This is a genomic window from Streptomyces sp. NBC_00557 (assembly GCF_036345995.1).
GTDB lineage: Bacteria > Actinomycetota > Actinomycetes > Streptomycetales > Streptomycetaceae > Streptomyces.
Window position 1 is genome coordinate 2,730,400 of record NZ_CP107796.1, and the last position, 19,688, is coordinate 2,750,087.

Genomic DNA, 19,688 nt, shown 5'->3' on the forward strand with positions numbered 1-19,688 from the left:
GGCCTCATGCCGGCGCCGGCCGGAGGCGGGGGCGCAGGGGTCACCCCGACGGCCGCGACGGCCACACAGGCGTCAGCCCCACAAGCGTCAGCCCCACAGGCGTCACGTCACCCGCACGGGTGCAAAAAGTACGTACATGGGAATTTACCCGTCTACGCGTAAGGTGTACCGGCCCCGACCGTCCCCACCAGCCCGACCGTCCCCACCGGCCTCGAACGTCCCGACCGGACCGACCCCCAGGAGCACCGTGCCAGCCCGCCGTCCCGCGCGCACCGCCCTCACCGCGGCCGCCGTCGTGCTGCTCGCGGCGACCGCGACGGCCTGCGGGGACGCCGGAGGGCTGCGGAGCGCGGGGGCGACGCCGCCCGCGGTCAGCCCCGCCAGGCTCTGGCCCGACCTGCGCCCGGCGTCCAGCCCCGCCTACCCCTACGACGTGGCGACCCGGGAGGTCGTCAAGGGCGTCGCGGTCCCCGGTGACGACATCCGCAGGGTCGACCCGGTGGACGTGGTGGAGGCGGAGGTCAGGGCCCATGCGGACGACTACGGGCCGAAGGGGCCGTACCACGCGACCGTGGACCGGCTCGGGGACTGCCGGCCCGGCGGCGACCGGGCACGCTGCCCGCTGCTGCCGCCGTACTACCGGGACCTCACGGGCGACGGCCGGGACGACATGACGCTGGGTTTCCGGCTCTACCCGACCAACCAGACGGCCGTACGGGTCTACACGGTCGAGAAGCACCGGCTGGTGCAGGTGCTGTCCGACAACGACGCGATCATCGGCGTGGAGCTGGCCGGCCGGACGCTGATCGAGCGCTCGCCCGCCGACATCTCCGGCTACGAGTACCGCACGACCTGGGTGTGGGACCCGGGGCAGCGCGCGATGGTCTTCTCCCGCGACGAGTACCTGCACACCGGTGGCGGCCGGCATGCCAAGAAGCCCTCGCCGTCCCCGTCCCCGTCCCCGTCCGGCTCCCCCTCCCTCTCCGCGAGCGCGCCATGAGGCTCGCGCTCCCCCGCTGGGCCGGGGCGCTCGCCGTGAAGGCCGCCGCCTTCATCACGGTGATGTGCTGTGCGCTGGCCGCGCTGCTCGGCGTCCTGGTGCACGTCTCGGTGACCGACCAGACCGTCGGCCAGGCCCGGAGCCGGGCGCTGTCCCGCCTCGCGGACGCCACCGCGGCGTACGAGGCCGGGGACACGCTGCCAGTGAACGCCGGCGTGGACCCAGAGGGCCTGCCCGCGCGGCTGCGGCGGCTCGCGGCGGCCGGCCGGCGCGGCACCATGGTCTCCTCGCACGGCGGACGGCCCACCATGTGGGCGGCGGGCCCGGTGGCCGGGCACCGGGCGCTCGCCGTGGCCGTCGACTACTCGCAGCAGTCCCGCACCATCGCCGGCCTGGACAACTCGATCCTGTGGTCGTCGGGGCTGGCGATCGGGGCGACGGTGCTGGTCGGCGTGTTCGCGGTGACCCGGGTGACGCGGCGGCTGCACGACACCGCGCAGGTCGCCCGGCGGATCAGCGCGGGCGACCTGGACGCGCGCGTGCACGACCCGCGCACCAAGGACCCGTCCCGCCCGCAGGACGAGGTGGCCGCGGTGGCGGCGGCCCTGGACACCATGGCCGCCACGCTGCAGAGCAAGCTGCTGAGCGAGCAGCGGTTCACCGCGGACGTGGCGCACGAACTGCGCACCCCGCTGACCGGGCTGCACGCGGCGGCCGAGCTGCTGCCGCCGGGCCGGCCGACGGAGCTGGTGCGCGACCGGGTGGCGGCGCTGCGCACCCTCACCGAGGACCTGCTCGAGATCTCCCGGCTGGACACCGGGCGGGAGAAGCCGGCCGTGGACACCGAGGAGCTGGGCGCGCTGGCCCGGCGGGTGGTACGGGCCTCGGGCACCGACACCGAGGTGCGGGTCCTCACCGACGCGCGGGTGGAGACCGACCGGCGGCGCCTGGAGCGGGTGCTGGGGAACCTCGTCGCCAACGCGCACAAGCACGGGGCGCCGCCGGTGGTGGTGACGGTGAACGGGGCCGTGGTGACCGTCCGGGACCACGGGGCCGGATACCCGGAGTACCTGGTGGCCCACGGGCCGCAGCGGTTCCGTACGGAGGGCGGGGCCACCGGGCACGGGCTGGGGCTGACCATCGCCGTGGGGCAGGCGGAGGTGCTGGGCGCGCGGCTGTCCTTCGCGAACGCCGTGGACGGCGGGGCGGTCGCCACGCTGGTCCTGCCGGACGGGGGCGGGCGGTAGGGGCCTCGGGTCCACCGGTGGGTCGCCGGGTGCGGGTCCGTTGTGGTTTCCCGCGCCGTTCCCCGCGCCCCTTCGGGGCGCGCCCAAACAGAGAAAAAAATCCCCCTTGGGTAGGTTCGCGGCATGACCAAGGCCGGAACCACCCTGGCGGCGCAGGCCTCCCCGCCCGTCGTACGCCTGCGCCGGCGCCGTGGCATCGAGCTCGCCCTGATCGTGCTGGCCGTCCTGCTGTCCGTGTACGGCTACTGCGCGGTGGGGCTGGCCCGGGCCGGCACCGTCCCGCCCGGCGCGGTCGGCTACGGCGCCGGGCTCGGGGTGCTCGCGCTGTGCGCGCACGCGGCGGTGCGGATCCGGGCGCCGTACGCCGATCCGCTCTTCCTGCCGATCGGCGTGCTGCTCAACGGGCTGGGGCTGGTCCTGATCTACCGGCTGGACCTGGAGACACCGGGCCACGAGACCGCCCCGGCCCAGCTCGTGTGGTCCACGCTCGGGGTGGGGCTGTTCATCGGCGTGGTACTGGTGCTGCGCGACCACCGGGTGCTCCAGCGGTACGCGTACGTCGGCGTCGCCGTCGCGCTCGGGCTGCTGGCGCTGCCGATCCTGTTCCCCCCGGTCAACGGCGCCCGGATCTGGATCCGGTTCGCCGGGTTCTCCATCCAGCCGGGCGAGTTCGCGAAGGTGCTGCTCGCGGTGTTCTTCGCCGCCTACCTGGCCGCCAACCGCAACGCGCTCGCCTACACGGGCCGGCGGCTGTGGCTGCTGCAGTTCCCCACCGGGCGGGTGCTCGGGCCGATCGTGACGATCTGGCTGCTGAGCGTCGGCGTGCTGGTCCTGGAGCGGGACCTGGGCACCTCGCTGCTGTTCTTCGCGCTGTTCGTGGTGCTGCTGTACGTCGCCACCGGCCGGACCGGCTGGATCGCGGTCGGGCTGCTGCTCGCGGTCGTCGGCGCGGCGGCCGTGGGACGGACCGAACCGCATGTGCACCAGCGGATCACGGACTGGCTGCACCCCTTCGCCACCATCGAGGCCGGACAGGGCCCGAACCAGCTCTCGCAGTCGCTGTTCGCCTTCGCGGCGGGCGGGGTCCTCGGCAGCGGGCTCGGGCTCGGCCACTCCGTCCTGATCGGCTTCGCCGCCAAGTCGGACTTCATCCTGGCCACGGCGGGCGAGGAGCTGGGGCTCGCGGGGCTCGCGGCGGTCATCCTGCTGTACGCGCTGCTGGTGGAGCGCGGCTACCGGGCCGGCCTCGCCCTGCGCGAGCCCTTCGGCCGGCTGCTCGCGGTCGGGCTGGCCTCGATCCTGGCGCTGCAGGTGTTCGTGATCGCGGGCGGGGTCACCGGGCTGATCCCGCTGACCGGGATGGCGATGCCGTTCCTCGCTCAGGGCGGCTCCTCGGTGGTCACCAACTGGGTGATGGTGGCGCTGCTGATCCGGGTGAGCGACTCGGCGCGCCACCAGTACGACGGGCGGGAGGCGCGGTGACCGGGTACGGCGGCTTCCACGAGGGCGAGCGGCCGATGGGCCGGTACATCCGGCACGCCTGCGCGTTCTGCACACTCCTGCTGGCGGCGCTGCTGGCCAACGCGGCCCGGGTGCAGGTGGTGCAGTCGGGGGTGTACGACGGCAACCCGTACAACCGGCGCGCCGAGATCGCCCGTTACGGCCGGCCGCGCGGCGACATCCTCGTCGGCGGCGAGCCGGTCACCGGCTCCGTGGACACCGGAGAGCAGCTGCGCTACGAACGCACCTACAAGAACGGCCCGTTGTACGCGCCGGTCACCGGCTTCTCCTCGCAGTCGTACGGCACGACGTTCCTGGAGCACTCCGGGGACGGGGTGCTCTCCGGCAGGGACCCGATGCTGTCGCCGCTGCCGCTGTGGCAGGACGTGACCCGCAGCGCGAGCCCGGCCGGGAACGTCGTCACCACGCTGAACCGGGCCGCGCAGGAGGCGGCGTACCGGGGACTCGCCGGGCGCAAGGGCGCGGTGGCCGCGATCGAGCCGACGACGGGCCGCGTGCTGGTGCTGGTGTCGAGTCCGTCGTACGACCCCGGGGAGCTGTCCGGCAACGGCGAGGCGGTGGCGTCGGCGTGGGCGCGGCTCAACCACGACCCGGAGAAGCCGATGCTCAACCGGGCGGTGCGGCAGACCTATCCGCCGGGTTCCACGTTCAAGGTGGTCACCGCGGCGGCGGCGCTGGACGCGGGCGTGGTCACCGATGTGGACGCGCGCACCGGCTCTCCCGACCCCTACCGGCTGCCGGGCACCAGGACCCGGCTGACCAACGAGGCCGACGGCTGCGGGGACGCCTCGCTGCGGTCGGCCTTCGAGTGGTCCTGCAACACGGTGTTCGCCAAGCTCGGCGTGGACGTCGGGGTGAAGGACATGGTGGCCACGGCGGAGGCGTTCGGGTTCAACGACACCCGGCTGCGCATCCCCTTCTGGGTGGCGCGGAGCACCTTCGACCCGCGCGTCGACCAGGCGCAGCTGGCGCTGTCGTCGATCGGGCAGTACAACACGCGGGCCACGCCCCTGCAGATGGCGATGGTGGCGGCGGCCGTCGCCGACCGGGGGCAGCTGCGGACGCCGTACCTGGTGGAGCGGACGACCCGGAGGAACGGCGAGACGGTCGCCGGGAGCGGGCCGCATCCGGTGCGGCAGGTGATGAACCCCTCGACGGCCGAGCGTCTGAGGGAGCTGATGGCCGACGTGGTCCGGGAGGGCACCGGCACCCGGGCGGCCATCCGCGGCGCCCTGGTCGGCGGCAAGACCGGCACCGCGCAGCACGGGGTCGGCAACTCCGGTGTGCCGTACGCCTGGTTCGTGTCCTGGGCGCAGGCCGACGACAGTCTGGAGCCGCAGGTGGCGGTCGCGGTGGTGGTGGAGGACGCGTCGGCGAACCGGGGCGAGATCAGCGGCGGCGGCGACGCGGCGCCGATCGCGCGGGACGTGATGCGGGCGGTCCTGGGCCGGTGAGCACCGGCCCAGGTCCTGTCGTCGAACTCTCGCCGTCCGCCCGGAGGGCGGGCCTCGGGGGGAGCCGTGCGGTCAGCCGGCCGGCTGGAGCATCTCCGAGCGGACCTTGAGGGTGTGCCGGGCGGCCGCGTCGAGGTCGACGTCGGACGGGTCGGGCGCCGGCAGGGCGGCCTCGCCGATGACGGCCGCCGTGTTGCCGTCCGCCCAGGCGCACACCGGGTAGGTGATCGTCACCAGGGCCGCCTTCTGGGTCAGCACCTCGCAGCTGATCGTGACGTCGGAACCGGACGGGGTGACGTCCTGCGGCGCCTGGTCCACGGTCACGCTCTCCGCCTCGGCGGCGCCCTTGAGCATGCTGCGCCGCACCGCGTCCTTGTTCTTGAACCGGCCGTACATGCCCGAGACCAGCAGCATGCCCTTGCTGCTGTCGCCGCCGGGGCTGTAGCGGGCGGTGACGGCGTGGATGTCCTTGGCGTCCCAGGCGCCGTCGGCCTCCTTCTCGACCTTCTTGCCCTCGGTGTCGGACATGTCCTGGGCGAGCCGGTACTTGTCGTCGAGGAGGGTCCTGGGCAGCGTCAGCTTGTTCTTCGCCTCCGGGAAGCCGCTCTCGGCCGCCATCCCGATCAGCGCGAGCGCCACGACGATCGCCGCGACGGCGCCGCCCGAGATCCCGAGGACCAGCCCGACCCGCCGCTTCTTCGGCAGCGGGGCCATGGGCGGGGCACCCCAGCCGCCGTACGGCTGCTGGCCGTACGGCTGGGGCGGGTAGGGCTGCTGCGGCGGGTACGGCGAGCCGTAGGGGCCGGGGGCGGCCTGCGGGGGCTGTTGGCCGTAGGCGCCGGGGGCGGCCGGCGGCACCTGCTGACCGTAGGGAGCCTGCGGGGGCGCGCCGTACGGCCCTGGGGCGGCCTGCGGGGGCGGGCCGTACGGGTTCGGCTGCTGGGGGCCGTTGGGGTACGGCTGCTGCGGTGGCGGAGGCATGGACACGTCGGAACGCTACTGCACCCGGGTGAACACCCCGACGCCCGCCTCGGCATCCGCCGCCTCAGCTGTCCGCCGCCCCCGCCTCGATGGCCTCCTGGACCTCCGCCACGCGTTCCCGCTCCTCGGCGGCGAAGCGCTGGGCGTCCAGCTGGTCGGCCAGTTCCTCGTCCTGGGCCATGAGCAGGTCGAGGTCGGAGTCGCCGAGTTCGAGGACGCCCATGTCGACATAGGCCTGCTGCAGCCGCTTGCCCCACAGGCCGATGTCCTTCACGCAGGGCACGATCCGGCTGAACAGCAGCTTGCGGAACAGCTGGAGGAACTCGGAGCGCTCGCTGAGGGCCTCCGCCTCGGCCTTGGGGATGCCGAAGTTCTCCAGGACCTCCACGCCCCGCAGCCGGTCGCGCATCAGATGGCAGCCCTCGATGACGAACTCCTCGCGCTCGCGCAGTTCGGCGTCGGTGAGCTGCTTGTAGTAGTCCCTGAGGGCCAGCCGGCCGAAGGCCACGTGCCGCGCCTCGTCCTGCATGACGTAGGTGAGGATCTGCTTGGGCAGCGGCTTGTTCGTGGTGTCCCGGATCATCCCGAAGGCGGCCAGCGCCAGCCCCTCGATGAGGACCTGCATGCCGAGGTAGGGCATGTCCCAGCGGCTGTCGCGGAGCGTGTCGCCGAGCAGGGACTGCAGGTTGTCGTTGATCGGGTAGACGAGCCCGATCTTCTCGTGCAGGAAGCGGCCGTAGATCTCGGCGTGCCGGGCCTCGTCCATGGTCTGGGTCGCGGAGTAGAACTTGGCGTCCAGGTCGGGCACCGACTCCACGATCCGGGCGGCGCAGATCATCGCGCCCTGCTCGCCGTGCAGGAACTGGCTGAACTGCCAGGAGGCGTAGTGCCGGCGCAGCTCGCCCTTGTCCTTCTCGGTCAGCTTGTCCCAGTACGGGGTGCCGTACAGGCTCATCGCCTCGTCGGGCGTGCCGAGCGCGTCGTACGGGTCGACCTCCAGGTCCCAGTCGATGCGCTGCTGCCCGTCCCACTGCTTGTCCTTGCCCTTCTGGTACAGGGCGAGCAGGCGTTCGCGGCCGTCGTCGTACTCCCAGCTGAACCGGGCCGCGCCGCTCGCGGGCACCTGCCAGGGGGAGTCTGAGGGGGCGTTGGCGTACAGGTCATGGGTCGGCATACCCCGCAGGCTCACACGTAGACGGGAAGTCAACAAGTCATGCGCAAGGGATTGACGCCCTTGCTGACAGGCAGTCTCATAAGGGGGAGGAACACTACCCCCGGGTAACGAGGTGACGGAGCCATGACGACCCTGACGGAAGCGGACGCGCTGGACGGCCTGCGCGATGCGCTCGGCCTGCTCAAGGACCGGGAGCAGGTGGCCGAACGGCTGCTGGCCTCCTCCGCCAAGCACTCCTTCGACCCGGACAGGGAGCTGGACTGGGACGCACCCTTCGAGGAGGGCAAGTGGTTCTGGCCGCCGGAGCTGGTGTCGCTGTACGGCACGCCGATGTGGAAGCGGATGAGCGAGGAGCAGCGGATCCTGCTCTCCCAGCACGAGGCGGCGGCGCTGGCCTCGCTCGGCATCTGGTTCGAGATCATCCTGATGCAGCTGCTCGTCCGGCACATCTACGACAAGGCCGCGACGAGCGCGCACGTCCGCTACGCCCTCACCGAGATCGAGGACGAGTGCCGGCACTCGAAGATGTTCGCCCGGCTGATCTCGCACGGCGGCACGCCCTGGTACCCGGTGAGCAGGGTCCACCAGAACCTGGGCCGCCTGTTCAAGACCATCTCCACCACGCCCGGTTCCTTCACCGCCACGCTGCTGGGTGAGGAGGTGCTGGACTGGATGCAGCGGCTGACCTTCCCGGACGAGCGGATCCAGCCGCTGATCCGGGGCGTGACGCGCATCCACGTGGTCGAGGAGGCGCGGCACGTCCGGTACGCCCGTGAGGAGCTGCGGCGCCAGATGGTGACGGCGCCGAAGTGGTCCCAGGAGTTCACCCGGATCACCTCCGGCGAGTTCGCCCGCGTCTTCTCGGTCGCGTTCGTGAACCCCGAGGTCTACACCAACGTCGGCCTGGACAAGCGGGAGGCCATGGCCCAGGTGAAGGCGAGCGGGCACCGCCGCGAGGTCATGCAGACCGGCGCCAAGCGGCTGACCGACTTCCTGGACGACATCGGGGTGCTGCGGGGAGTCGGCCGGCGGCTGTGGAAGTCGTCCGGGCTGCTGGCGTAGGGCCGGGCCGGACAAGGGGCCGTGCGCTACTCGCCGTGAGGTGCCGCGAAGCCGATGACACCCCCGCGGCGATTAGGCTGACGGCCATGACCCCCGCCGCCACCCCCGCCTACCGCCGCCTCAGCGTCGAGGAGCGGCGGAGCCAGCTCCTCGCCGCCGCCCTGGGCCTGTTCGCCCACCGCGCCCCGGAGGACGTGTCGCTGGACGACGTGGCCGAGGCGGCCGGAGTGTCACGGCCCTTGGTGTACCGGTACTTCCCGGGCGGCAAGCAGCAGCTGTACGAGGCCGCGCTGCGGTCGGCCGCCGAGGAGCTGCAGCTGTGCTTCGACGAGCCCCGCGAGGGCCCGCCGCTGCCCCGGCTGTCGCGGGCCCTGGACCGGTACCTGAGCTTCGTCGACGAGCACGACACCGGCTTCAGCGCGCTGCTCCAGGGCGGCAGCGTGGTGGAGACCTCGCGGACCACGGCCATCGTCGACGGGGTGCGCCGGGCCGCCGCCGAGCACATCTACCGCCACCTCGGTGTCGCCGAGCCCGGCCCGCGGCTGCGCATGAGCGTGCGGACCTGGATCACGGCCGTGGAGGCGGCCTCCCTGATCTGGCTGGACGAGGGCAAGCAGCCCCCGATGACGGAGCTGCGTGACTGGCTGGTGGAGCAGTTCGTGGCCATCCTCACGGTCACCGCCGCCCGGGACCCGCAGACGGCCGCCGTCGTCGGCGAGCTGGCCGCGGATGGCGGAAACTGAAGGGGTGAAGAGTCAGGACACCCCCTTCGAGGGCGGCCCCATGGACGGGCGCGTGCTGCCGGTGCTGGTCGGCCCCACCGGGCACCCCCCGAAGACGTACCGCATCCCCGTCCCGGACCCGGAGGGCGAAGAGCCCACGGTGCTCGTCTACCGCCGGGTGCCGCGCGGGCACAGCAGGAGGCTGGGGCTGGTGCAGGGGTGGAAGTACCAGTACGACCCGGAGGACGCCTCCGGCGGAAAGCCGCGGTGGCCCTGGTCGAGGCCGGGCGCCACGCCGCCGGGCCGGGCGGATGACACCGACGGGTGACAGGCGTACGCCGAACCGCGCACACCGGGCGCGCGCCCCGCACGCATACATCTGATTATCGCGGTGCGATAGGAGGCGACCAGCCCGCCCGCCGGGATTCTCCCCCGCACCCGAGGTGATGACGTGTCAGGAACGTTTCTGCGCCTGGCCTGTACGGCCACGGTGGCAACCCAGGCCGTCCTCGTGCCCGCACCGGCCGCGGCCGCGCCGCAGCCCCAGCGGTCCGTCTCCCAGCTGCTGACGGACCTTCAGACCCTGTACCGGCAGGCCGAGCAGGCCACCGAGACCTACAACGCCACCGCGGTGAAGCTGGCCCGCCAGCGCGCGGTGGTGTCCCGTCTCGACGGCGAACTGGCCCGCGCCCGCCTCGCCCTGCTGGGCAGCCGGTCCGACGCCGGCCGGCTGGCCCGCCGGCAGTACCAGAGCGCCGACGGCCTCGGCCCGTACGTCCGCGTGCTCCTCGCGCGCGATCCGCAGACCGCGCTGGACGAGGGCCATGTCGTCGGCGAGCTGGCGCGGGCGCAGACCCGCACCGTGAACCGGCTGAGCGCCACGGAGCGGGCCAGGGACGCCGTGGCCCGTGCCGCCCGCAGGGCCCTGGACGCCCAGCTCACCCTCGCCGAGCAGCAGAAGAAGCAGCAGGACGCGGTGCGGTCCAAGCTGGCCGCGGTGGAACGTCTGCTGGCCGGTCTCACCCCGGCCCAGCTGGCCGCGGTCGCCGCGCTCGAACAGCGGGACGTCACCGAGGCCCAGCACAAGCTCACCACCGCGGGCTCCCTGCCCGCGAGCCGGCCCGCCTCCCCCGATGGCGCCCGCGCGGTCCGCTACGCCCTGGACCAGATCGGCAAGCCGTACGCGTGGGGCGCCCAGGGTCCCCGCTCCTACGACTGCTCGGGCCTCACCGCGCAGGCCTGGCGGCACGCGGGCCGGCCGATTCCCCGCACCAGCCAGGAGCAGTGGCACCGGCTGCGGCGCGTCCCGCTCGCCGGGCTGCGCCCCGGCGACCTGGTGGTGTACTTCCCGGACGCGACGCACGTGGCGATGTACGTCGGGAACGGGAAGGTCGTACAGGCGCCGAGACCCGGAGCGACGATCCAGGTCTCACCCCTGGCGTCGTATCCGGTGCTCGGCGCCGTACGCCCGGACGGTCAGGCTCCCGTCACCGACGCCAGGTAGGCCTCGGCCTTCTCCGGCTCGTAGAAGAAGTCCTCGAAGTCGGCCGGGTCGTTGAAGGCGTTGGCGATGCGGTCCGCGACCGGCTGCAGCTGTCCGGCCGCGCCGATGAGGTTCAGGACGTGCTCCGGCGGCGGGGCCAGCATCGCGTTCGTCCACTTGGTGACGTGCTGGGCCGTCTTCCAGTAGCGGTCGAAGGTGGCCTGCATCCACTCCTCGTCGAACGGCTTGTCACCGTGCTCGAGGATGGACGCCAGGTACGCGGCCGCGCACTTGGAGGCCGAGTTGGAGCCCTGGCCGGTGATCGGGTCGTTGGCCACGACGACGTCCGCGACGCCCAGGACCAGGCCGCCGCCGGGCAGGCGGCCGATGGGGTTGCGGACGGTCGGGGCGTAGCGGCCGGCCAGCGTGCCGCCGGCGTCCGTCAGTTCCACCTTGGTGGCCCGCGCGTACTCCCAGGGCGTGAACTTCTCCATGAGTTCCAGGGTCAGGGAGAGGTGCTCCGCCGGGTCCTTGACGCCGTTGAAGACGTCGAGCGGGCCGCCGGGTATGCCCTCCCAGAACAGGATGTCGGCCGGGCCGGAGGTGGTGAGCGTCGGCATGACGAACAGCTCGCCGACGCCGGGGACCAGGTTGCAGCGGACGGCGAGGAAGTCCGGGTGCTCCGGGCGCGGGCCGAGCCCGTGGACGTACGACACCGCCAGCGCCCGCTGCGGCTCGCTGTACGGCGAGCGGGAGGCGTCGCGGCCGAACATCTGGACCAGCTCGCCCTTGCCGGCGGCGACCAGGACGAGGTCGTACGTACGGGAGAAGTAGTCGAGGTCGCCGACCGCCGCGCCGTGGATGACCAGCTGGCCGCCGCGCTGGGCGAAGGTCTCCATCCAGCCGGCCATCTTCACGCGCTGGTCGACCGACTGCGCGTACCCGTCCAGCTTGCCGACCCAGTCGATCGCCCGCTGGGTCGGGCCCGGGTCGTGCGAGCCGGGGGCCGCGACCGAGACGCCGAGTCCTTCGATCTTCGGGGCCTGGGACTCCCAGAAGTTCAGCTTCAGATCGCGCTCGTGCTGCAGTGCCGTGTGGAACATGCACTGCGTCGACATGACCCGGCCGCTGCGGATCTCGTCCGCGGTCCGGTTCGACATCAGGGTGACCTCGTAGCCGTGCGACTGCAGGCCGAGGGCGAGCTGGAGGCCGGACTGGCCGGCTCCGACGACGAGTATCTTCCGCATGCGGGTGGGGACTCCTTACGGGAACTGCTCGGGGACTGCACTGGGGACCGCGCGGCGGCCGCCCGCCGGACTACTCGGGGGTTTCGTCCAGCGCGTGACCGACCAGGGCCAGCAGTGTCTCGATGACCGAGATCCTGCGCCGCGCGTCCATGATCATGACAGGGATGTGCGCGGGTATCGTCAGCGCCTCCCGTACGTCCTCCGGCTCGAACAGCTCGCTGCCGTCGAAGTGGTTGACCGCGACGACGTACGGCAGCCCGCAGCTCTCGAAGTAGTCCAGGGCCGGGAAGCAGTCCTTCAGCCGGCGGGTGTCGGCCATGACGACCGCGCCGATCGCGCCGCGCACCAGGTCGTCCCACATGAACCAGAACCGCTGCTGGCCCGGCGTGCCGAACAGGTAGAGCACCAGGTCGTCGTCGAGCGTGATACGGCCGAAGTCCATGGCCACGGTGGTGGTGAGCTTGCCCGGCGTGGCGGTGAGGTCGTCGGTCTCCTCGCTCGCCTCGGTCATCAGCGCCTCGGTCTGCAGCGGCGTGATCTCCGAGACGGAGGTGACCAGCGTGGTCTTGCCGACGCCGAAGCCCCCCGCCACCACGATCTTCGTGGCGATGGGGGCCCGGGTACGGTCCGTCTGCCAGGACTTCAGGTCGTCGTCGGGCTCGGTGAACCCGGCGACGAGGGGGGCGCCCCCGACGGCGGAGGCGGCGGCGTCAGAGACGACGGAGTCCATGCAGCACCCTTTCCAGCAGAGCGCGGTCCGGGCGGCCGGTGCCGTGACCGGTTCCGGTGCCGTACACACGGATCTTTCCCTGGTCCGCGAGGTCGCTCAGGAGCACGCGGACCACGCCGAGCGGCATCTTCAGCAGCGCGGCGATCTCGGCCACCGTGCGCATACGGCGGCACAGTTCGACGATGGCCCGCATCTCCGGCATGACACCGGCGGAGAGCGGCGCACTTGTCAGTTCCTTGCGCTCCTCCGGGGCCTCCAGCGCGGCGACGAAGGTCTCCACGAGGAGGACGTGGCCGAAACGGGTCCGGCCGCCGGTGAGCGAGTAGGGGCGGACGCGGGCGGGTTTGCGCTCGCCGCCGCGCACGGGGAGTTTCTTCGATGTGCCGCTCATCAGGCGCTCCCCGCCGACTCGGCCTCCATGGACTTCCGCAGCTCGCTGCGGAGTTCCGGGGTGAGGACGTGTCCGGCGCGACCGACGAACAACGCCATGTGGTACGCCACCACGCTCATGTCGCACTCGGCGCTGCCGTGCACGCCGAGCAGCGAGCCGTCGCTGATCGACATCACGAACAGGCTGCCCTCCTCCATCGCGATCATCGTGTGCTTGACGCCGCCGAAGTCCATCAGCTTCGCGGCGCCGACGGTGAGGCTGCCGATGCCGGAGACGATGGTGGCCAGGTCGGCGGCGGAGCCGCGAGGACCTTTCGCGGGGCGGTTCTGACGGGACTGCTCGGTGTGGGCCGGGTCGGACGACAGCAGCAGCAGTCCGTCCGAGGAGACCACGGCGACGGACTGGATGCCGGGGACTTCCTCGACCAGGTTGGTCAGCAGCCAGTGCAGGTTGCGGGCTTCGCTGCTCAGTCCGTAAGTACTCGGCGCGGTCAACTGCTTGCCTCCTCGGCTGTGCCCCCCGTGACGTTTTCGGTACGTGCCGCGATCTCTGCCTCTACGTCGCGGTAGCCGGCCTGGGCGCCCTGGCGGAAGCCGCCGAGCCTGCGGCGAAGGGCTTCGGCGTCCACAGAGCGGGGCCGCTGGCGCGGGGCCTGGGTCGGTACGGTGATCTTGGGTGTGCGCTTGGGGAGGCCCTTGGCGGTGACCTGCTCCTCCTCCTCGGCGTCCGCCTCGGCCTCACCTTCGGCGCGGGCGTGGCTGCGGCCGTCGTCGTCGGCAGCGGGCAGCTCCTGCGGGGCACCCCCACCGCCGTCACCCTGCGGGTCGGTCGGTTCCCGCGTCAGGTCCGGGAGCAGCAGCTCCATCGTCGTCTCGGCAAAGGTCTCCACCGGCGCCTTCGGCCGCGTCTCCGTGTCCCGGCCCCCGGCCCCCGCCTGTTCGTGGACGGCACGCTCACCGGCATCGTCCGCCGTACGCTCCGCCGGCCCGCCGAAGGCGCCCCGCGCTGCGTCACCGTCCGGCCCGACGGAGGCGGCACCGGCACCCTGGTCCGCCGGGGTCCCGGAGGCGTCCGGCACCGCCCGCTCCCCGGCCTGCCCGCCGAAGGCGTACCGGGACGCGTCGTCGTGCCCCCGGCCGGCACCGGTCTCGCCGGCCGGGCCGCGGGAGACGCCCTGGGCCCCGTCGGCCGCATCGCCGGAGGCGGTCGCGGGCTCACCGGCCGGCTCCCCGAAGGCGAGGGCCGACCGCTCGGCCGCCGGGCTGCCGGAGGCGGTCGTCCCCCCTGCCCGGTCGCCGAAGGCCCCCGCGGCTCCCTCGGCGGCATCGCCGAAGGCATCCCCGGGCCGCACGCTCCCATCGCCGGACGCGGCTGCGTCGCCGCCTGCCCGGTCGTCGGAGTCCAGCACAGACCCCTTCGCCGCATCACCGAAGGCACTCGCGGGCCCCTCCCCCGCATCGCCGAAGGCACTCGCGGGCCGCCGGTCGTCCATGTCGGCGGAGCCGGGCGTGTGCCCGTCGGCCCGGTCGGTGGCGGCCGGTGTGGGTTCCTGTGGCGCGCCGCCCGCGGTCGCCGTCGGTTCCTCGGGGCGGGAGGGCGCGTCGGCGGAGGCCTGGCGGACTGCCTCCTCCGCCAGGGTGACCAGGGGGTCCTGGTGCTTGGTGCGGGCGTGCAGGACGTTGGAGTTGACCTCGGCGTCGGCGCCCGGCAGGGAGAAGGTGCCGGTGGCACCGGGGGACGCGGTGTGCGGGGGCAGCGCGGTGGACGGCGGGTCGGAGACGAGGGAAGCCGGGAGGACCACCACCGCCGCGACACCGCCCTGCTTCTGCTCGCGCAGCTGCACCCGGATCCCGTGCCGGTGCGCGAGGCGGGCGACGACGTACAGGCCGAGACCGAGGCCGTCGTCGCCGTCGTCGTCGTAGCCGGACTCGGGGTCGAAGTCGGCCAGCCGGGCGTTGAGCCGGTCCAGGCGGTCGGCCGCCATGCCGATGCCCTCGTCCTGCACCGAGAGCATCACCTCGCCGGACTCCAGGAGCCAGCCGGAGATCTCCACCGGCAGGTCCGGCGGGGAGAACGAGGTGGCGTTCTCCATGAGTTCGGCCAGGAGGTGGGAGAGGTCGTCCGCCGCGAAGCCCGCCACATGCGCGTGCGGGGGCAGCGCCGCGATCCGCACCCGTTCGTAGCGCTCGATCTCGCTGACGCCCGCCCGCACCACGTCGACCAGCGGCACCGGCGCGTGATGCTGCTGCACGTGCTCGGCACCGGCCAGGACCAGCAGGTTCTCGCTGTGCCGGCGCATGACCGTGGCGAAGTGGTCCAGCTTGAAGAGCGTGGCGAGGCGGTCGGGGTCATGCTCCCGCTCCTCCAGGCCCTCGATGACCCCCAGCTGGCGTTCGACCAGGCCGAGGGTGCGCAGAGCCAGGTTGACGAACGTGCCGCCGATGCTGGTGCGCAGCCGCTCCAGCCGGGCGGCGGACTCGGCGAGTTCGGCGCGCAGTTCCTCGCGGGCGTCGGCCATCTGCTGGCGCTGGCCGACCAGGTGCTTGCGGTCGGTCTCCAGGGTCGCCACGCGATCCTGCAGGGCCGCCGCCCGCTCACGGAGTGCCACCGCGTGCCCGTGCAGGGCGTTGACCGAGCGCACGACCTGGGCGAACTCGTCGTTGCGGCCGGTGAAGGCGATGGGTTCCTGGGCCGTCGGGTCCTCGGACTCGGCGAGCCGGGCCGTGCCGCGGCGCAGCACCGACAGCGGGCGGGTCAGGGTGCGGGCCATGGCGGTGGCGAGGCCCACGGCGACCAGCATCAGCGCGCCGAGGACGGCGATGCGGATCTCCAGAGCCGTGACATCGTCGTCGCGGAGTTTCGCCAGCTCCTTGGTGCGGTGGTCGTAGAGGGCCGATTCCGCACCGCGCATCAGGTCGACGCGGGCGGCGAGGGCCGCGTCCAGCTTCTTGGTGCTGGTGGTCAGCTCGCTGTCGGCCAGCGTGGGCTGGTCGGTGAGCGTGGCGAGGTACTTCTCGGCCGAGTTGACCTCGGGTCCGGTGACGGTGGAGTCGTACGACTCGACGGCCGACCTGGGCGCGTCGGCGCGGAAGTCGGCGAGGGCCGCGTCCGCGCGCAGCCGGGCCTGCTGGGCGGCGGCGGTCAGCTGGTCGCGCTGCCTGCGGTCGGCCGCGGAGGTGCTGGAGGTCGTGGTGGGCACGCCGGTGACGGGGTTGACCACCGTCCGGGTGGTGGACGGCACGTTCAGCGCGGCGAGCAGCAGGCCGCGGGCGGCGGCGGACTGCTGGACGGCGGTGTCCAGTTCGGCCAGCGCGTGGGCGCCGGAGCCGGCCCGCGGGGGCGTCCGGTCGGCGAGCTGCTCGGCGAGCCGGTGCAGTTCGGCGATCGTCTCGGAGTAGGCCTGCTGGGTCTGCAGGGCCGTGGTCTTGCCGGTGAGCGCGGCCCGGCGGACGGCGGCGATGCCGTCGAGGTCGCCGCGCAGGCTGGCCGGGGTGTCGTCCTCGGCGCGCAGGTCCTCGACCTGCCGGTCGACGCGGGCGCTGCGGTCCTCGTCGGGCGCCTTGGACTTGTCACGCCCGGACGCGATGTAGGAGGTGACCTCGTCGCGCTCGTCGGCGAGGGAGTTCGCCAGGGCGAGGGCGTCCTGCGTGCGGGAGGCCAGCGTCACCAGGTCCTGGGAGTCGCCGACGTCCTGGGAGGCGGTGAGCAGGGAGGGCGCGCCCGCTCCCGCGACAGCGGCGGCCACCACGGCGACCGCGACGATGAGCCGGGTACGCACATGCGTGGGGCGGCCGGTGCCCACGGGAGTCTGCTGGGCGGTCCCCGTGGGGGCCGTCTGCCTGCCTGTGCGCCGAGGCCGCTTCATCTGCACCGGTGCTCGCATTCCTGAACTCGTCTACCCAAGGGCCCGGGTGGTGTCCCGTCATGTCCGCTGCCCGTCGGGGCCCGGCCATATCGGCGGCCAAGTGGTGCCTGCACCCGGTTCGTACGGTTCCCGACCCTCCCAGCGCCGGTGGGCAGTGGTCGCGCATCACCTGACCCGCCACCCGAAGGAGTGAACATCGGAGGGGAGTTGGCGGGCAAGTTCCTCCGGCGTGTGCGAGGCGGTTCGGCGGTACGCCGGTTGGACGCACGCGGCTGGCTTTGGCAGTATTCGCCACCACACCTTCCCGGAGTACGCCATTCCACCCCAAACCAGGCGGCTGACCTGCATGGACGCGTCAATTCGGCGGCGGTTGCCAGCCTTTGGGGCATCCTGTGAAGGCCTCGTGCAGACTGGCTGAATGCGAACCGATCTCGTTTCGGAACCCGGCGACGCGCACCGACCCAACGAGGACTTCGCCGCCGTCGGACTACCCGCCTGCGGACAGGGAGGTTGCGTGGTCGTCCTGGACGGAGTGACTCCGCCACGGGGCGAGACGGGGTGTCTGCATTCCGTCCCCTGGTTCACCGCGCGGCTGGGCGGCACGGTGACCGAACTGACCGTTTCGGCCATAGATCTGACGCTCCCGGAGATTCTGGCGCGGGCGATCGCCCGGACCGCCGAGGCCCACGCGGAGACCTGTGACCTTTCTCACCCGCGAACCCCCCAGGCAACCGTGGCCCTGGCCCGCTGGTCCGCCGAGACCGTCGAGTACCTGGTGCTGTCCGACTCCGCGCTGCTGCTGCAGGACCCGGACGGCACGGTCACGGCGGTCCTGGACGACCGGCTGGCCCGGCTGCCGCGCTCCGCGCTCGCCTCCGACGCCCTGGTGGACGCCACCCTGCGCAACCGGGAGGGCGGCTTCTTCACGGCCGCCGCCGATCCCTCGGTGGCGGTCCGCGCGGTCGCCGGCACGCTGCCGCGCGGGCAGGTGAGGGCGCTGGCCGCGCTGACGGACGGCGCGGCCCGCTGGACGGAAGTGTTCCGCGAGGGCGACTGGCAGGCTCTGTTCGAGCTGGTCGCCAAGGAGGGCGCCCGGTCGCTGGTGGACCGGGTGCGGGAGCTGGAGACGGCGGACCGGCAGGAGCGGGCGTTCCTGCGGCGCGGCAAGACGCACGACGACGCCACGGCGGTGTACGCGGAGCTGTGAGCCCCCGCCGGCCCGCTTCCGTGCGGCCCTGCGGCGGGCCTACTTCTCCATGACGCCGTTCAACTGGTGCAGCAGCCGGGCCAGTTCCGCGACCTCCCGGCGGTCCCAGTGGGCGAGCTGGCGGACGTAACGGGCGCGGCGCGCCTCGCGGACCTTGCCGACCCGGCGGCGCCCCTCGTCGGTGAGGGTGACGAGCCAGGCGCGCCCGTCGGCCGGGTCCGGTTCGCGGGCGATCAGGCCCAGCTCCTCCAGAGCGCGCAGCTGGCGGGACATGGTGGCCTTGCCGACGCCGATGTACGCGGCGAGTTCCGTGGCGCGCCGGCCGCCGCACTCGTCCAGGCGGATGAGGAGGCCGTACGCGGAGGACTCCAGGTCGGGATGGACCTCGCGGGCCATCTCGCCCTGGTTGGCCCTGGCCCGCCTCAGCAGCACGGTCAACTCCCGTTCCAGCGCCAGGAACTCCCGGTCTGCGCCACTGGGCGTCATCTCCTCGGCGCCGCGCTGTGCGTCGCCGTTTCCGTCCTCGTGCACGTCAGCACCCCTGCTCGGTTTCGCGGTCCTGAAAGTTTCTGCCAAAAGTCGTCATTGCCGCAGCTCCGTCAGTATTTCGCAGGGCTAGACCAACGGCGGTGTCCGGACCCTCTTCCCACGTCGTTGTCTACGTGCGTAGCTTCTTCAGCAGGCAAGGAAATGGCATGCCCACGCCAGTGCGGCATCCGGTACACGGTCACGGTCACGTTCTCCCCACCCCACTCCCCGGAGGCACGTCATGCCCGTGCACAGATCCGGCTCCATCCGCCCGCGCCCCCTCGCCGTCCTGGTCACGGCCCTGCTCGCGGCGCTGTCCCTCACCCTGCCCCTGACCTCCGCGCACGCCGCGACGACCCCCGCCCGCGGCTCCGCCTACATGGGCATGGGCGTCCTCGCGCACGACGGCAGGTCCGGCACCCCCACATCCGGTGACGTCACCCAGACCGAGGGCGTGGACGTCTCCGGCTACCAGGGCAACGTCGCCTGGTCCACCCTGTGGAACAGCGGGGTGCGCTGGGCGTACACGAAGGCGACGGAGGGCACGTACTACACGAACCCGTACTTCGCCCAGCAGTACAACGGCTCGTACAACGTGGGCATGATCCGCGGCGCCTACCACTTCGCGACCCCGGACACCACCAGCGGCGCCACCCAGGCGAGCTACTTCGTCAGCCACGGCGGCGGCTGGTCCAGGGACGGCAAGACGCTGCCCGGCGCGCTCGACATCGAGTGGGACCCGTACGGCGCCGAGTGCTACGGCAAGTCGGCGAGCGCGATGGTCAGCTGGATCGCCGACTTCCTGAACACCTACAAGTCCCTGACCGGCCGGGACGCGGTGATCTACACGGCGACCAGCTGGTGGACCGACTGCACCGGCAACTACGGCGGCTTCGCCGCGAACAACCCGCTGTGGATCGCCCGCTACGCCTCGGACCCGGGCACCCTGCCGGCCGGCTGGTCGTACTACACGATGTGGCAGTACACCTCCTCCGGCCCGACGGTGGGCGATCACGACAAGTTCAACGGCGCGCTCGACCGCGTCCAGGCCCTGGCCAACGGCTAGCCCCACGCCC

18 protein-coding genes are annotated in these 19,688 nt (G+C 72.8%); 10 read left to right on the plus strand and 8 right to left on the minus strand.

The window, feature by feature from the left end:
* Nucleotides 1-247: 247 nt before the first annotated feature.
* The 4 genes from OG956_RS11275 to OG956_RS11290 all read left to right on the plus strand — a co-directional run bounded on the left by OG956_RS11275 (nt 248) and on the right by OG956_RS11290 (nt 5,222).
* Nucleotides 248-1,000 carry a hypothetical protein gene (locus OG956_RS11275; RefSeq protein WP_330337823.1) on the plus strand — a complete coding sequence of 251 codons (753 nt, stop codon included), beginning with the start codon at nt 248-250 and terminating at the stop codon, nt 998-1,000.
* Complete coding sequence (locus tag OG956_RS11280) at nt 997-2,247, plus strand: HAMP domain-containing sensor histidine kinase (protein ID WP_330337824.1); 1,251 nt, start codon at nt 997-999, stop codon at nt 2,245-2,247. The genes OG956_RS11275 and OG956_RS11280 overlap by 4 nt, the downstream gene beginning before the upstream one ends.
* A gap of 123 nt (nt 2,248-2,370) precedes the next feature.
* Entirely contained in the window at nt 2,371-3,729 is a 1,359-nt protein-coding gene (locus OG956_RS11285; protein ID WP_330337825.1) for an FtsW/RodA/SpoVE family cell cycle protein, read from the plus strand.
* Nucleotides 3,730-3,764: 35 nt separating this feature from the next.
* On the plus strand, nt 3,765-5,222 hold the full coding sequence (locus OG956_RS11290) for a penicillin-binding transpeptidase domain-containing protein (protein WP_330342805.1): 1,458 nt from the start codon (nt 3,765-3,767) through the stop codon (nt 5,220-5,222).
* A 72-nt stretch (nt 5,223-5,294) separates the two neighbouring features.
* On the opposite strand, the gene OG956_RS11295 is transcribed toward OG956_RS11290, so the two are convergent.
* Together OG956_RS11295 and OG956_RS11300 are read right to left on the minus strand one after the other, a co-directional pair.
* Nucleotides 5,295-6,203: a hypothetical protein gene (locus OG956_RS11295; RefSeq protein ID WP_330342806.1), complete on the minus strand. Its 909-nt coding sequence runs from the start codon at nt 6,201-6,203 to the stop codon at nt 5,295-5,297.
* A 64-nt stretch (nt 6,204-6,267) separates the two neighbouring features.
* Nucleotides 6,268-7,377, minus strand: a complete 1,110-nt coding sequence (locus OG956_RS11300; protein WP_330337826.1) for a ferritin-like domain-containing protein — start codon at nt 7,375-7,377, stop codon at nt 6,268-6,270.
* A gap of 123 nt (nt 7,378-7,500) precedes the next feature.
* On the opposite strand from OG956_RS11300, the gene OG956_RS11305 reads away from it, so the two are divergent.
* From OG956_RS11305 to OG956_RS11320, 4 genes are all read left to right on the plus strand, one after another.
* Complete coding sequence (locus OG956_RS11305) at nt 7,501-8,439, plus strand: AurF N-oxygenase family protein (protein WP_330337827.1); 939 nt, start codon at nt 7,501-7,503, stop codon at nt 8,437-8,439.
* 86 nt (nt 8,440-8,525) lie between these two features.
* On the plus strand, nt 8,526-9,182 hold the full coding sequence (locus OG956_RS11310; protein ID WP_330337828.1) for a TetR/AcrR family transcriptional regulator: 657 nt from the start codon (nt 8,526-8,528) through the stop codon (nt 9,180-9,182).
* A 4-nt stretch (nt 9,183-9,186) separates the two neighbouring features.
* Nucleotides 9,187-9,489: a hypothetical protein gene (locus OG956_RS11315; RefSeq protein WP_330337829.1), complete on the plus strand. Its 303-nt coding sequence runs from the start codon at nt 9,187-9,189 to the stop codon at nt 9,487-9,489.
* 123 nt (nt 9,490-9,612) lie between these two features.
* The gene (locus OG956_RS11320) at nt 9,613-10,665 is read left to right on the plus strand and encodes a C40 family peptidase (RefSeq protein WP_330337830.1); all 1,053 of its coding nucleotides are present in this window, start codon (nt 9,613-9,615) and stop codon (nt 10,663-10,665) included.
* Here OG956_RS11320 and OG956_RS11325 read toward each other — a convergent pair.
* The 5 genes from OG956_RS11325 to OG956_RS11345 form a co-directional block, all read right to left on the minus strand.
* The gene (locus tag OG956_RS11325; protein WP_330337831.1) at nt 10,638-11,891 is read right to left on the minus strand and encodes a styrene monooxygenase/indole monooxygenase family protein; all 1,254 of its coding nucleotides are present in this window, start codon (nt 11,889-11,891) and stop codon (nt 10,638-10,640) included. The two genes, OG956_RS11320 and OG956_RS11325, sit on opposite strands and share 28 nt — an antisense overlap.
* A 70-nt stretch (nt 11,892-11,961) precedes the next feature.
* Nucleotides 11,962-12,621 (minus strand): GTP-binding protein, encoded by a 660-nt coding sequence (locus tag OG956_RS11330; RefSeq protein ID WP_330337832.1) that lies wholly within the window; start codon nt 12,619-12,621, stop codon nt 11,962-11,964.
* Nucleotides 12,602-13,012, minus strand: coding sequence for a DUF742 domain-containing protein (locus tag OG956_RS11335; protein ID WP_330337833.1), 411 nt, complete (start codon nt 13,010-13,012; stop codon nt 12,602-12,604). The genes OG956_RS11330 and OG956_RS11335 overlap by 20 nt, the downstream gene beginning before the upstream one ends.
* Nucleotides 13,012-13,506, minus strand: coding sequence for a roadblock/LC7 domain-containing protein (locus tag OG956_RS11340; RefSeq protein WP_330337834.1), 495 nt, complete (start codon nt 13,504-13,506; stop codon nt 13,012-13,014). The genes OG956_RS11335 and OG956_RS11340 overlap by 1 nt, the downstream gene beginning before the upstream one ends.
* Nucleotides 13,503-16,814 carry a nitrate- and nitrite sensing domain-containing protein gene (locus OG956_RS11345; protein ID WP_443065550.1) on the minus strand — a complete coding sequence of 1,104 codons (3,312 nt, stop codon included), beginning with the start codon at nt 16,812-16,814 and terminating at the stop codon, nt 13,503-13,505. Before OG956_RS11345 ends, OG956_RS11340 begins: the two co-directional genes overlap by 4 nt.
* 481 nt (nt 16,815-17,295) lie before the next feature.
* Here OG956_RS11345 and OG956_RS11350 point away from each other — a divergent pair, with 481 nt between their 5' ends.
* Entirely contained in the window at nt 17,296-18,084 is a 789-nt protein-coding gene (locus tag OG956_RS11350; protein WP_330337836.1) for a protein phosphatase 2C domain-containing protein, read from the plus strand.
* A 39-nt stretch (nt 18,085-18,123) separates the two neighbouring features.
* Here OG956_RS11350 and OG956_RS11355 read toward each other — a convergent pair whose 3' ends face one another.
* Complete coding sequence (locus tag OG956_RS11355; RefSeq protein WP_443065551.1) at nt 18,124-18,615, minus strand: MarR family winged helix-turn-helix transcriptional regulator; 492 nt, start codon at nt 18,613-18,615, stop codon at nt 18,124-18,126.
* Nucleotides 18,616-18,853: 238 nt separating this feature from the next.
* On the opposite strand from OG956_RS11355, the gene OG956_RS11360 reads away from it, so the two are divergent.
* A complete protein-coding gene (locus tag OG956_RS11360) occupies nt 18,854-19,678 on the plus strand; it encodes a lysozyme (RefSeq protein ID WP_330337837.1) in 825 nt (274 codons plus the stop codon).
* Nucleotides 19,679-19,688: the final 10 nt, after the last annotated feature.

Bases quoted from the DNA above. Each gene is read 5' to 3' on its own strand.
- OG956_RS11280 (WP_330337824.1), top strand. From the start codon at position 997: ATGAGGCTCGCGCTCCCCCGCTGGGCCGGGGCGCTCGCCGTGAAGGCC.
- OG956_RS11285 (WP_330337825.1), top strand. From the start codon at position 2,371: ATGACCAAGGCCGGAACCACCCTGGCGGCGCAGGCCTCCCCGCCCGTC.
- OG956_RS11290 (WP_330342805.1), top strand. From the start codon at position 3,765: ATGGGCCGGTACATCCGGCACGCCTGCGCGTTCTGCACACTCCTGCTG.
- OG956_RS11295 (WP_330342806.1), bottom strand. From the start codon at position 6,203: ATGCCTCCGCCACCGCAGCAGCCGTACCCCAACGGCCCCCAGCAGCCG.
- OG956_RS11300 (WP_330337826.1), bottom strand. From the start codon at position 7,377: ATGCCGACCCATGACCTGTACGCCAACGCCCCCTCAGACTCCCCCTGG.
- OG956_RS11305 (WP_330337827.1), top strand. From the start codon at position 7,501: ATGACGACCCTGACGGAAGCGGACGCGCTGGACGGCCTGCGCGATGCG.
- OG956_RS11310 (WP_330337828.1), top strand. From the start codon at position 8,526: ATGACCCCCGCCGCCACCCCCGCCTACCGCCGCCTCAGCGTCGAGGAG.
- OG956_RS11325 (WP_330337831.1), bottom strand. From the start codon at position 11,891: ATGCGGAAGATACTCGTCGTCGGAGCCGGCCAGTCCGGCCTCCAGCTC.
- OG956_RS11330 (WP_330337832.1), bottom strand. From the start codon at position 12,621: ATGGACTCCGTCGTCTCTGACGCCGCCGCCTCCGCCGTCGGGGGCGCC.
- OG956_RS11335 (WP_330337833.1), bottom strand. From the start codon at position 13,012: ATGAGCGGCACATCGAAGAAACTCCCCGTGCGCGGCGGCGAGCGCAAA.
- OG956_RS11350 (WP_330337836.1), top strand. From the start codon at position 17,296: ATGCGAACCGATCTCGTTTCGGAACCCGGCGACGCGCACCGACCCAAC.
- OG956_RS11360 (WP_330337837.1), top strand. From the start codon at position 18,854: ATGCCCGTGCACAGATCCGGCTCCATCCGCCCGCGCCCCCTCGCCGTC.